12 protein-coding genes are annotated in these 12,604 nt (G+C 66.9%); 9 read left to right on the forward strand and 3 right to left on the reverse strand.

Annotation, left to right across the window (positions count from 1 at the left end; genetic code table 11):
• Positions 1-119 precede the first annotated feature (119 nt).
• The 6 genes from ACI6S0_RS22950 (at position 120) to ACI6S0_RS22975 (ending at position 7,332) form a co-directional block, all read left to right on the forward strand.
• On the forward strand, positions 120-1,097 hold the full coding sequence (locus ACI6S0_RS22950; RefSeq protein WP_037515860.1) for an enoyl-CoA hydratase/isomerase family protein: 978 nt from the start codon (positions 120-122) through the stop codon (positions 1,095-1,097).
• A 14-nt stretch (positions 1,098-1,111) separates the two neighbouring features.
• Positions 1,112-2,098 (forward strand): helix-turn-helix domain-containing protein, encoded by a 987-nt coding sequence (locus tag ACI6S0_RS22955; RefSeq protein ID WP_434404460.1) that lies wholly within the window; start codon positions 1,112-1,114, stop codon positions 2,096-2,098.
• 13 nt (positions 2,099-2,111) lie between these two features.
• Positions 2,112-3,437, forward strand: a complete 1,326-nt coding sequence (locus ACI6S0_RS22960; protein WP_434404461.1) for an aromatic ring-hydroxylating oxygenase subunit alpha — start codon at positions 2,112-2,114, stop codon at positions 3,435-3,437.
• A 6-nt stretch (positions 3,438-3,443) separates the two neighbouring features.
• Positions 3,444-4,637, forward strand: a complete 1,194-nt coding sequence (locus tag ACI6S0_RS22965) for an FAS1-like dehydratase domain-containing protein (protein ID WP_434404463.1) — start codon at positions 3,444-3,446, stop codon at positions 4,635-4,637.
• Positions 4,634-6,280 carry a class I adenylate-forming enzyme family protein gene (locus tag ACI6S0_RS22970; protein ID WP_434404465.1) on the forward strand — a complete coding sequence of 549 codons (1,647 nt, stop codon included), beginning with the start codon at positions 4,634-4,636 and terminating at the stop codon, positions 6,278-6,280. Before ACI6S0_RS22965 ends, ACI6S0_RS22970 begins: the two co-directional genes overlap by 4 nt.
• An 83-nt stretch (positions 6,281-6,363) precedes the next feature.
• Positions 6,364-7,332 carry a nucleoside hydrolase gene (locus tag ACI6S0_RS22975; RefSeq protein ID WP_434404466.1) on the forward strand — a complete coding sequence of 323 codons (969 nt, stop codon included), beginning with the start codon at positions 6,364-6,366 and terminating at the stop codon, positions 7,330-7,332.
• On the opposite strand, the gene ACI6S0_RS22980 is transcribed toward ACI6S0_RS22975, so the two are convergent.
• Positions 7,329-7,643, reverse strand: a complete 315-nt coding sequence (locus ACI6S0_RS22980) for a Rieske (2Fe-2S) protein (protein ID WP_251007528.1) — start codon at positions 7,641-7,643, stop codon at positions 7,329-7,331. The genes ACI6S0_RS22975 and ACI6S0_RS22980 overlap by 4 nt on opposite strands.
• 151 nt (positions 7,644-7,794) lie before the next feature.
• On the opposite strand from ACI6S0_RS22980, the gene ACI6S0_RS22985 reads away from it, so the two are divergent.
• From ACI6S0_RS22985 to ACI6S0_RS22995, 3 genes are read left to right on the forward strand one after another with little or no spacing between them, the layout of a single operon-like run.
• The gene (locus ACI6S0_RS22985; protein ID WP_434404467.1) at positions 7,795-8,259 is read left to right on the forward strand and encodes a hypothetical protein; all 465 of its coding nucleotides are present in this window, start codon (positions 7,795-7,797) and stop codon (positions 8,257-8,259) included.
• Positions 8,259-9,977 carry an FAD-dependent oxidoreductase gene (locus tag ACI6S0_RS22990; RefSeq protein ID WP_434404468.1) on the forward strand — a complete coding sequence of 573 codons (1,719 nt, stop codon included), beginning with the start codon at positions 8,259-8,261 and terminating at the stop codon, positions 9,975-9,977. The genes ACI6S0_RS22985 and ACI6S0_RS22990 overlap by 1 nt, the downstream gene beginning before the upstream one ends.
• Positions 9,974-10,738: an SDR family NAD(P)-dependent oxidoreductase gene (locus ACI6S0_RS22995; protein ID WP_434404469.1), complete on the forward strand. Its 765-nt coding sequence runs from the start codon at positions 9,974-9,976 to the stop codon at positions 10,736-10,738. Before ACI6S0_RS22990 ends, ACI6S0_RS22995 begins: the two co-directional genes overlap by 4 nt.
• 82 nt (positions 10,739-10,820) lie before the next feature.
• Here ACI6S0_RS22995 and ACI6S0_RS23000 read toward each other — a convergent pair whose 3' ends face one another.
• Together ACI6S0_RS23000 and ACI6S0_RS23005 are read right to left on the reverse strand one after the other, a co-directional pair.
• Entirely contained in the window at positions 10,821-11,684 is an 864-nt protein-coding gene (locus tag ACI6S0_RS23000) for a Rossmann-like and DUF2520 domain-containing protein (RefSeq protein WP_434404470.1), read from the reverse strand.
• 32 nt (positions 11,685-11,716) lie between these two features.
• Entirely contained in the window at positions 11,717-12,577 is an 861-nt protein-coding gene (locus ACI6S0_RS23005; protein WP_434404471.1) for a class I SAM-dependent methyltransferase, read from the reverse strand.
• Positions 12,578-12,604 lie beyond the last annotated feature (27 nt).

Consider the following 12,604-nt stretch of genomic DNA (forward strand, 5'->3'; position numbering starts at 1 on the left):
CCTGCCTGTCTGCTTGTTGCGTCGCTGCATATCATATCGATAAACCTGCGCCTAATGCCAATACGCCATCGCCGCCCCGTGCCAGCCTGCCGGGCATAAGAAAGACGGGAGAGAGCGGCATGGCCAGGGCAAGCGCGGCAGCGCTCAAGCGCGAGGCGGCGCAGTTCGTGCATTATGAGAAGGACCGGGCGCGCAAGATCGCGACCGTCACCTTCGACCGGCCGGGCAAGGCCAATACGACCACGATCGGCATGCGCCTGCTGTTCGGCGAGATCGTCCACAAGGCGAATATCGACGATGATGTGAAGGTGCTGGTGATCCGCGGCGCCGGCCAGGATCTGGGATCGGGCGGCGACATCAACGAACATGGCGACATGTATCTGCATCCGGGAGAGGATGATGATTTCCTGCCCGACCTGGAGATTGACGATCCCGACGTGCGCTATCCGCCGCCCGGTTCCTATCGCTTCCTTCACGGCCTGACCGACCATTATGCCAAGGGCTATGCCGGCAACCGGCCGCTGCAGGAATTCAAGAAGATCAGCATCGTGGAGGCCAAGGGCTATTGCTATGGCTGGCATTTCTACCAGTGCGCCGACGCTGACCTGATCGTCTCGTCCGACGATGCGCTCTTTGGCCATCCCTCCTTCCGCTATGCCGGCTGGGGGCCGCGCATGTGGCAATGGCTGGAAATGGTCGGCATCCGCCGCTTTTCCGAAATGCTGTTCACCGGCCGGCCCTTCACCGCCGCCGAGATGATGGACTGCAACTTCGTCAACGCCGTCGTGCCGCGCGACGCGCTGGAGGCGGAGACCGACAAATATGCCGATGCCTGCGCCCGCACCCGGCCGCTCGACGTGGTGGTCGCGCAAAAGACCTTCATCGAGGCCTATAAGCAATATCGCGGCGAATATATGGGCAGCCTGCTCACCGGCTGGCTGGAAGGCATGCTGCCGCTGATGAAGAGCGACCGGCCGACCGATATCGATCTGGGCGCCGGCGGCTTCGACCAGGGCATCGCCCATACCGTCAAGAATAATGACCTCAACTACCCCCCGGAATGGCGGCTGAGCCGCGCCGGCCGGGCACAGCGCTGAAAGGAGCGGATGCGATGATCGAAACGCTCTTCAGCCTCGACCGGGGCAATTATCGCGAATGCCAGCACCTGTTTCGCGGCGAACGCGAGCAGGAATATTATCGCGGCGATTACTGGATGGAGGAAGGCTCCATCATCGATGTGGAGGCACGGCGCAAGCCCGCCGGTCCCAGCGCGGCGATCCTGCTGCGATCGGCCACCCGCCTCTTCTTCCGCCGCACCCGCCAGCATATCCGCGAGGATGGCACGGACCTTACCGTCCTGTGGTTCGTGAAACGCGGTCGACTGGTCTTTTCCAACCAGCTTGGTAGCCGCGCCGCCCAATATGGCGATTTCCTGATGACGCGCTCGACCGCGCCCTTCCTGATCGAATGCCAGCCCGATGCGCAGGGCGTGCATGAGGTGCTGCATGTGACGGTGCCGACCCATGTGCTGCGCGGCTTCGTCGATTGCGATGCCGGGGCGGGCATATTGCTGCCGATGCAGAGGGCGGAACTGGGGATCGCCGATGGCATCCTGGCCGGCCTGTTCCAGCGCGACGCGGATGTGGCGGAGGAAACCACGCGGACGCTGGTGGAAGCGGCGCTGGCGGTGATCGGCCAGGGGCTGCGCCATGATGTGCGCGCGGTGCCGCCGCGCCCTTCCGTCGCGGAGAAGCGCTTTGCCGATGTGCGCCGCTTCGTCGAGGTCCATCTGTCCGATCCGGGCCTGTCCGCCGCGATGACGGCCAAGGGCTGCGGCATTTCGCCGCGCTATCTCACCACCCTGCTCAAGCAGAATGGCACCAGCTTTTCCGACCTGATCTGGCAGCGCCGGCTGGAACAGGCGCGGGCCTGGATGGCGCGATCGGACGCGGCCAGCATCTCGATCAGCGAGATCGCCTATGCCGTCGGCTTCAAAAGCCCGGCCCATTTCAGCCGCATGTTCAAGCGCGTCTATGCCCGCAACCCCAGCGACTATCGCGCGGAGGCTGCGCCGCCGCCGCCGGTTGCGCTGCATTGAGCGGGAGGGGCGCATGACCATGCAGGGCAACATCACCCAACCGCCGGTCCTGATCGGCAACACCGCCTATGTCTCGCAATCCTATGCCGATGCCGAGGCCGCGAAACTATGGCCCAAAGTCTGGCAGGTCGCCTGTCGGGAAGAGGAAATTCCGGAGGTCGGCGACTATGTCACCTATGACATTGTCGATGACTCGATCATCGTCGTGCGCGCCGCGCCCGACCGGATTGCCGCCTATTTCAACGTCTGCCGCCATCGTGGCCGGCAACTGACCGAAGGGTGCGGCCATGCGAAGCGGCTGGTCTGCCCCTTCCATGCCTGGAGCTGGGATCTGGACGGCAATAATGTCGGCGTGGTCCGCAAGGATGCCTGGGGCGACTGCCTGAAGGCCGATGATCTGCGCCTGCGCGACGTGCGCGTCGACAGCTGGGGCGGCTGGCTGTTCGTCTGCATGGACCCGGACGCGCCGCCGCTGCGTGACTATCTGGAGCCGGCGGCATCGATGCTCGACCCGTTCGAGCTGGAGCAGATGCGCTATCGCTGGCGCCAGTGGCTGCATTTCCCCTGCAACTGGAAGGTCGCGATCGAGGCGTTCAACGAGGGCTATCATGTCGCGGGCACCCATCCGCAACTGACCAAATATTCGCCCAAGCCGACCTGGAGCGACGGGCGTGGCTTCCATGGCGTGTTCGGGTCGCAGGCGCGCGAGGGCACGGGCGGTGCGACCGCCGGGGCGGCCGGCGCGGCCGACATGCGCCAGGGGCTGGCGGATTCGCTCAACCAGCTGTGGGAGGAAGTGAACGGCACCACCACCGAGACGATGGTGCGGGTCGCCAATCTGCTGGTCGAGGAACTGCCCGAAGGGACGCCGCCGGCCGAGGTGCAGATGCATTTGATGCGCCGCACGGTGGAGGAGGATGCCAGGCGCGGTGTCGCCTGGCCGCGCATCGACCCGGCCCATTTCGCGGCGGCGGGCAATGTCTGGCACATCTTCCCCAACACGGTGATCATCCACGGGCCGACCTTCGCGCTCTGCTATCGCGCCCGGCCCGATGGCCATGATCCCGATCGCTGCATCTTCGAGGTCTATACGCTCGAACGCTTCCCCGAAGGCACCGAGCCGCGACCCGCCAATCTCCACAGGCCCGACATGGACGAGGCAAGCTGGCGCAAGGTGCTGTGCCAGGACTTCTCCAACATGGGCGCGGTGCAGCGGGGCCTGCGCTCGCGCGGCTGCGACGGGCTGCGACCCAGCCCGGTCGAGGAACGGGCGATCATCAATTTCCACCGCGTGCTGGCCGACTATCTCGGCACCGGCGCGCCGCAAGTGATCGGGTAGGACATCATGGCCGATATGGATGTGCAGGACAGCAAGCTGACGCTGGATACCAGCGACGTCGACCAGTGGGTCGGCAAGCCGGTGATCTTCGCCGAGATGTGGGACGCCTGCAATGCGACCGACATTCGTCGCTGGGTGCAGGCGATGGACTATCCCAACCCGATTCATTGGGACGAGAATTTCGCCCGCGCCTCCCGCTTCGGCGGCATCGTCGCGCCGCAGAGCTTCACCGTGGCGATGGACTATGGCCATGGCTGCCACCCGGCCTGCGTCGGCAAGGTGCCGGGCACGCATCTGATCTTTGCGGGGGAGGAATGGTGGTTCTACGGCACCCCCGTTCGCCCCGGCGACAAGCTGGTGCAGAGCCGCCGCTTCGACGGCTATTCGATTGCCGAGACCGGCTTTGCCGGCCCGACCATGTTCGCGCGCGGCGACACGATCCACCGCAACCAGCATGGCGCGCTGGTGGCCAAGGAACAGGCGACCGCGATCCGCTATCTGGTCGATGAAGCGAACAAGCGCGGCGTCTATGCCAAGGAGAAGCGCAGTCCCCGGCGCTGGACCAAGGCGGAACTGGCGGAGATTCACAAGGCGCGCCACGACTGGATATTGTCCAACCGCGACGGCCATTCGCCTGCCTATGGCGATGTAAAGGTCGGAGACCGGCTGCCGCGCCGGGTGATCGGGCCGCATTCGGTGGTGAGCTTCGCCAATGAATGCCGCGCCCATCGCCAGAATATCTGGGGGACTTGGGCGTGGGACGCGCCCGAAGGCATTCATGATCCCGCGACCGAGGATGCCGGCTTCGGCGCCGACATGAGCTACGACCATGACGCACGCAAGATCGACCCGCGCATGGGTGATGGCCTCTATCACGGCCCGTCATCGGGCCATATCAATGCCGAGAAGGCAGAGAATGTCGGCATGGGCGGCGCCTATGGCTATGGCGCGTCGATGAATGCCTGGCATCTCGACACGGTCGCCTATTGGGCCGGCCATGGCGGCTATGTCTGGCACAGCAAGACCCAGTTCCGTTCCCCCGCGTTCGAGGGCGATGTCACCTGGGTCGATGGCGAGGTGGTGGAAAAGATCGACCGGTCCCCCTTCGGCATGCCGGTGGTCAAGGTCCGCACGGTGATGACCACCCAGGATGGCGAGGAGATATTGAAGGGCACGGCGCAGGTGGAGTTGCCCTATTGAGCGCGCCGCTTTCGCTGGTCCATGGGACGTCGCTGGCGCAGGAGCCGGGGCAGAGCGTGCAGACCATCCCGGCCTATCTCGACATGGTGCGGGCGCGGCACGGCGCGCGGGATGCGGTCGTGATGCGCACGGCGGATCGGCGCATCTGCTGGAGCTATGACGAACTCCACGCCCGGTCCGTCGCGGTGGCCAGGGCGCTGATCGCGGCCGGCCTCGGCAAGGATGGCCGGGTCGGCGTGCTGATGGCGAACCGGCCCGAATATCTCGCCAGCGTCTTTGGCATCGCGATGGCAGGCGGCGTGACCGTGGCACTCAGCAGCTTTTCAAGCGCGGAGGAACTGAGCCATCTGGTCCAGACCTCGGCGATCGGCATCCTCCTCTTCGACACGCGGGTGATGAAGAAGGATTTTGCCGCCATGCTGGCCGGCATCGACAAGGGGCCGTTTCTCCATCGTCTGGTCCAGCTCGACAGCGTGACCGATGCCGATCCGCCAGCGCCGGGCTATGAAGGCTGGGATGCTTTTCTCGCCAGCGGCGCGGCGGTGCCCGATGCGCAGGTGGCGCAGCGCGCCGCCACCGTCACCCCGTCCGACCATGGCGGCATCTTCTTCTCGTCCGGCACCACCAGCCTGCCCAAGGGCATCGTCCATGCCCAGCGCGCCTTCTGCATCCAGTGGTGGCGCTGGCCGCGCGTCTTTGCGATGCGCGAACCGGTGGTGAGCTGGACCGGCAACGGCCTGTTCTGGTCGGGCAATATCAGCCTGGTGATCGGCACCGCGCTGTCGACCGGCGGGACGGCGGTGCTGCAACCGGTGTTCGATGCCGCCGCGGCGCTGGATGTGATCGAGCAGGAGCGCGTCACCTTCCTCACCGGGCGGCCGCACCAATGGGCGCGGGTGCAGGCGGCGGAAAATTGGGCGCGCGCGGACCTTTCCAGCCTCAAATATGTGACCAAGGGCGAACGGATCGGCGAGCATCCCACCGTGCAGACCGACTGGACCACGCCCTGGGCGTTCGGCACGACCGAGACGATGACGATCTGCACGGCGTTCGATGCGGACACGTCCGACGCGGATTATGGCGGCAGTGCGGGCGCGCCGCTGCCTGGCAACAGCCTGAAGATCGTCGATCCGCTGACCCGCGCGATCCTGCCGGTCGGCCAGCCTGGCGAAATGTGCATCAAGGGGCCGACCCTGATGACCGCCTATCTGGGCAAGGCGCCGGAAGAATGTTTCGACGCGGAAGGCTATTACCGCACCGGCGACGGTGGTCGGGTGGACGAACAGGGGCGCTTCTTCTGGGAAGGGCGCCTGACCGACATGATCAAGACCGGGGGCGCCAATGTCGCGCCGGAGGAAGTGGACGCGGCGATCGCCACCTTCCCCGGCGTCAAGCGCAGCCAGACGGTCGGCGTGCCCGATGATCTGCTGGGCGAGATGGTGGTCGCCTGCATCGTCCCGGTCGATGGCGCGCGGGTGACGGAAAGCGACCTGATCGCCCATCTCAAGGCGCGCATGGCCAGCTTCAAGGTACCGCGCCGGGTGCTGCTGCTGGACGAGGCGGACTTTGCCCTGACCGGCAATGAAAAGGCCAAGGCCGCCGACATTCGCGCGGTCGCGGTGGCGCGGCTCAGCCATCCATAGCTCGGGCCTATGGGCTACCTGCAAATCGCTATTTGACCCTTTGGCTGCCCCATGCCAGCCCTCGGTCCAGACAGGGGAGAGGCATGCGGACAAGGATCGATCGGCGCGGGTTCATCGCAGCGGGCGCCAGCCTGATGATCGGCAGCGCCGCCCGATCTGCCCTGCCGGTGATCCGGCAGTCGCCCAAGGCACGGATCATCATCGACAATGATTTCGCCGGCGATCCCGACGGCCTGATCGCGCTCGCGCATCAATTGGCGACGAAGGCGGCGCGGCCGGTGCTGGTGACGACATCGGCGCTCGACGCGAAGCTTGCGGCGCTGGGCGGGCAGCCGGCCGGCGCGACCGCCGCGGCGGGCAGACAGGCCGCGCTGGACCTGATGCAGATCATGGGTCTGACGAACCTCTGCCCGGTGATCGCAGGCAGCGAGCAGTTCGGCATCGCCGGGGCACAGGCGTCGGCGGCGGCACGGGTGATCGTGGCGGAGGCGATGCGCGACGATCCGCTGCCGCTCTTCTTCACCTGCGGCGGACCGCTCACCAACCTTGCCCAGGCGTTGCAGTTGGAGCCGGCGATCGCCGATCGCATGACCCTGGTCTGGATCGGCGGCGCCGACTATCCGCAGGGTGGCAGCGAATATAATCTGTCCACCGATCTGGAAGCCGCGCGTGCCGTGATCGAACGGAGCCGCATGCCGATCTGGCAAATTCCCGCCGGCGCCTATCGCCAGCTACAGATGTCGGTGGCGGAAATGACGGCGACCTTGCGGCCGATGTCGCCCGCGACGAACTGGCTCTATGGCCGCTATGCCGATCTGCCGCCTTTCGTTCAGCTGGGCGGCGCTATCACCCTGGGCGACAGTCCGATGGTGTTGCTGACGTCCGTGTCTGCGGAGAGCAGTGCCTCGTCGATCATCTCGGGCCGGCGCCTGCTGGACGATTCCCGCTATGGCGCGGAAATCCCCGGCCGCTCGATCCGCCTCTTCACCCAGCTCGACGCACGACTGGCGCTGGCGGATTTCCTGGCCCTGATGCAGCCGCGCAGGGACTAGCGCGCGATCTCGATCCGGTCGTCCACAATCCGCAATTCATAGACCCTGATGGGTGCCTTGGCCGGCGGGTTCATGGCGCGGCCGGTTTCCAGATCGAAGCGTGCGCCATGGACCGGGCAGGCGATCCAGCCCGCGCGCACCCGGCCGCAGGCGAGCGGCTCGTCGGCATGGGAGCAGCGATTGGCGACCGCGAACAGCCGGCCATTGCTGTGGCACAGGAGGATGCTCTCGCCATCGACGGCGACGGCCTTGGCAGTGCCTGGCGGCACATCGTCGACATGGGCGACGGCGGTGAAGGTCAGCATGGTCATGGCCCCATTCATCATGGGCCGACGGGCGCGGCAATTGCCCGCAACCCGATGCGCGTGCCGGTGCAAGCGGCGCTGCCGCCGGGGTCATTCCGCTTCGCTGCCCTGCCTTCGATAGTGGCTGGCAGAAGAACAGAGCAGGAGAGGGCGATCCGTGCGCCGGGACTATTATCAGCATGCCTATGTGACCACCGACTGGCGCCGGGCGATGGACGAGATCGGCGCGCTGCACGGCATCGGCCATTATATGGAAATGCCCGACGCGCTGTTCGACACCGGGCAGGACCGGCAGGCGGTCGCCCATTTCGCGCTGGCGACCAGGGATGAACTGCAGTTCGAGATCATTCAGCCCCTGTCGGGCGACATCGCCGTCTATCGATGGGGACTGCCGGCGGAGGGCTTTGGCCTTCATTATCATCATCAGGGCCGGCATTTCGGCGATCGCGCCGCCTTTGACGCGGCGGTCGCGGCGGCCAAAGCCCGCTGGGCGATGTCGATCGCCTGGGACACGATGGGCGGCACCTATGCCTATTTCGATGCGCGCGCCGATCTGGGCCATTATCTCGAATATTTCTGCTTCCCGCCCGGATCGCATCTCGACGCGGTGCCGAGCTTCTGATGATGGAGAGCTTCGACCTCATCGTCGTCGGATCGGGCGCGGCCGGCGCCATGGCAGCCTTGCGCGGCGCGGATCTCGGCCTCTCCGTCCTGATCGTGGAGAAGGCGCATCAGTTCGGCGGCACATCGGCCACTTCGGGTGGGGTAATGTGGGTGCCGGGCCATGGGCTGGACGGCGACCGGGGCGACAGCGCGGTCGAGGCGTTGCGCTATCTGCGCAGCGTCATCGGCGTGCCGGTCGATGCGGAACGGCTGGCCGCCTATGTCGATCGCGCGCCGGAAATGCTGCGCTTCCTCAAGGACAGCGGCGTGCCGGTGATGGCGGCGGCCTGGCCCGATTATTTTCCCGATGCGCCGGGCGCGCGGGCCGATCGCTCGATCATCTGCCCCACCTTCGACGGGCGGCAATTGGGTGATGATCGCTATCCGCTGATGCGGGCGCAATATAGCCGATTCACGCTGTTCCGCCGCTATGCGATGGACCTTGGCCAGACCTTCGCCCTGATGATGCAGCAGCGCGGCTGGCGCTGGACCGCGGCGAAGATGATCGCGCGCTACTGGCTCGACATCGGCACGCGGCGCCTGTCGGCGCGGGACCGGCGCTTCACCCAGGGGGCGGGGCTGATGGGCGCGCTCTACCAGCAATTGTTCGCGCGCGGTGTCGAGCTGCGGCTGGAAACGGCGCTGGAAGGGCTGACGCTCGGCGCTGACGGCCGCGTGTCGGGCATCACCGTCCGCCGCTTCGGGCAGGTGCAGCAGATTGGCGCGCGCCATGGCGTGGTGCTGGCGGCCGGCGGCTTTGAATGGAATCAGGCGCTGCGCGACCGTTTCTACCCGGTGCCCGGTCTCGCCCGCCACAGTTCGACCCCGGAGGAAGGCAATCGCGGCGACGCATTGATCGCGGCGGAAGCGATCGGCGCATCGCTCGCCCATACCGATCAGGGCTGGTGGATACCGACCATGACCCTGCCGGCGCCGGGCGCCGCCAATTTCCACGAAATCCATCAGGCCGCTTTCGATGTCGGCCGGCCGTGGAGCGTGTGCGTCAACCGGCTGGGGCTGCGCTTCGTTAATGAGGCGACCGGCTATGACCGGTTCGGCCAGGCGATGGTGGCGGATCAGCTAAAGACCGGCGCCAACATGCCCTGCTGGCTGATCTTCGACGCAAAGTTCCGGGCAAAGTTCAGCGCCGGCGGGCTGATGCCTACGGTCCATACGCCCGACCATCGCATTCCCGGCCATTGGTGGGACCATTATGTCTTCCGCGCCGGATCGATCGAGGAACTGGCGCGCAAGATCGGCATCGCGCCGCAGGCATTGAGCGAAACCGTGCAGGTGATGAATGGCTATGCGCAGACCGGCGTCGATCCCGAATTTGGCCGGGGCGGCAATATCTATGATCGCTTCTTCGGCGATCCCGGCGTCACCCCCAACCCCAATCTGGGGCCGATCGATACCGCGCCCTTCTATGCGGTGCCGATCAACAATGGCGATCTGGGCACCAAGGGCGGGCTGCGCTGCGATGCGCAGGCACGGGTGCTGGATGGCGGCGGCCGGCCGATCCCGCATCTCTATGCCGCCGGCAATTGCGCCGCGAGTCCCTTTGGCGATTGCTATCCCGGCGCCGGTGCGACGATCGGTCCGGCACTGACCTTCGGCTTTGTCGCGGCGGGCGACATTGCGGCGCGGGCGAACGAGCAGCAGAGGATGACGGCATGACGGAACAGAAGGTCGCGATCGTCACCGGCGCGGCCGGCGGCATTGGCGCCGCGATCGTGCGCGCCCTGTGCGCCGATGGCGTGGCCGTGCTGGGCACCGGCCGCAGCGCGGACAAGCTCGCCGCGCTGGCGGCCGCACTGCCGCAGGACGCCGCCTTTGCCTTTGTCGCGGCCGACATTGGCGATGAGGATGCGCCGGACAGGATCGTGGCGGAGGCAACGGCCCGGTTCGGGCGGGTCGATCATCTGGTCAACAATGCCGGCGCGGGGGTCTGGGCACCGGTGCATGACACCAGCGACGCCATGCTGGACGAAGTGATCGGCCTGTCGCTGCGCGCGCCGTTCCGCCTGTGCCGGGCCGTGTTGCCGCATATGGGCATGGGGTCGGCGATCGTCACTATCGGGTCCACCTTCGGCATCATGGGCGGGATGGATGGCGGCATCTATTGCGCGGTGAAGGCGGGGCTGACCGGCCTCACCCAGACGATGGCGGCGCAATATGGCGAACAGGGCATAAGATCGAACATCGTCGCGCCGACCGTGGTGCGCACGCCGATGACCGATGCCGCCTGGAACTATCCCGCCTTCCAGCGGATCAACCAGGGGCTGACCCCCTTCTACCGCGATTGTGCGCCGGAGGATGTCGCCCATGTCGTCGCCTTCCTCTGTTCCGACAAAGGCGAATATATCAACGGCCAGGTGATCGCGGTGGACGGCGGCTGGTCGACCACCCGGATGATCAACAGCCGCTTTGCCGGCTAGAGCGTTCTGAAATCGGCTGGAACAGCCGATGGCTCGCAGAATGCGAAAAACAAAAGACAATTGGAGCGCTGGCCGATTCAATCTAATCGGCCAGCGCTCCAAGATCGTCGCGCAGCGCGCCCTCGTCCCGGTCCAGCGCGTCGAGCGTCGCCAGCGCCATGGCGCGATAGGCTGGCAGCAGCTCGGGTGCGTGCGCGTTCAGTGCCGTCAGATGATTGCCGATCGTCTCCCGGTCGCCGCGCAGCAATGGGCCGGACAGGGCGTCGATCCCGCGATCCAGGCTGTTGTCGAGTGCGGCCCGGACCAGCGGCGCCAGCAGCGCGCCGGGCTCCGCCACGCCGGCCGCCGCCAGCGCATCGGAGGCCCCGGCGATCAGCGTCACCAGATGATTGGCCGCATGGCAGAGGGCGGCATGATAAAGGGGGCGATGCGCCTCCGCGACCTCGACCGCTACGCCACCGAGCAGCGCGACCAGCCTGCGCGCCGCCGCGATAGAGGGCGCGTCGGCGCCGGTGATGGCGAAACGGGCGCCCTGCATCCGCGCGACTTCGGCGGCCGGATCGCCGGTGAAGGTCATGGCGGGATGAACGGCGGCGGTGGTCGCGCCCTGCGCCCGGAGCGGATCGAGCAGCGCCGCGCCGCTGCGCCCGCTGACATGGCAGATGGTGGCGGACATGGGCATGGTAGCCAGGCCCGCGATCACTGCCGGCAGGGCATCATCCACCACCGCCAGCAGGATCAGGTCGCAATTGGATGACAGCGAAGATGACAGGGTAACGGCCTGCGCACGGCCGATCGCCTCGACCGCTGCAGCGGCATGATCCGGATTGCGCCCCTGCACCAGGATCGGCGCGGCGCTGTGCGGCGCCAGCGCCAGCGCCAGCGCGCGGGCGACCCGGCCGGTGCCGATGAGGCCGATCTGGCGATAGGCGGAATGCTCGGTCATGGCGCGCCTATATCCCGGCCGGTGCGGCTACTCTAGCCCGGATTGATGGCGGTGACGATCCAGGCGGCGCCGTCGATCAGGATGGCGGTCTCGCCGGCCCGCGCGGCGAAGGCCTGGCGCACAGCCTGGGCGGCGCGATCCCGCACATCGGCAGGCTGATCGGCCAGCGCGCGGGAGAGCGGGCCGACCTCGAACGCCATGGCGAGCGCATCGTCCAGCGCCGCCTCGCGATCGGTGCCCTGGCCGAAGGGGATGACGCCATCGATCGGGGCGAGGTCGATTGCGGCAAAGCCGGCGTCGGTCAGGATACGCGTTACCCGTGCCGGATCGCCAAAGGAGAAGGGGCCGGGCGCTTCGGGATCGGGCGGCGCCAGCGGCAGCACGATATCACGGATCGCGCCCATTGGCAGGCGCACCCAGTCATTGTCCGCCGCCGCCCGCCAGCAGACGAAGGCGATCCGTCCGCCCGGCCGGAGCCAGCGCCGCATATGCGCGAAACTGGCCACCGGATCGTCGAAGAACATCACGCCGAAGCGCGAGAAGAGCAGGTTGAAGCCATGGGTGGTCAATGTCGCACTGCCGGCATCGGCCAGCGCGTAGCGGACCGGCAGGTCGGCGGGCTGCTGCGATTGGGCGAGGGCGATCAGCGGCCCGGAAATGTCGAGGCCCAGCACCTCGCCGGTCGCGCCGACCTGGCGGGCAAGCGCGATGCTGCTGGTGCCCGCGCCGCATCCCACGTCCAGCACGCGCTCGCCCGGCTGAACCGTCGCCGCCGCCATCGCCGCATCGCCAAAGGGCGCGAGCATCGCGTCGAGCCGCTGCCGGTGCGTGACCCAGCGTTCGCCGCTCGATCCGTTCCAGTCCGACACCTGATAGACATTGGGCTGCGCCATCTTCTTTCCTTTTTGCGAATCGTTCGC

The sequence above is a fragment of the Sphingobium sp. DN12 genome (assembly GCF_051058005.1).
In the GTDB taxonomy this organism is placed as follows: Bacteria; Pseudomonadota; Alphaproteobacteria; order Sphingomonadales; family Sphingomonadaceae; genus Sphingobium; species Sphingobium yanoikuyae.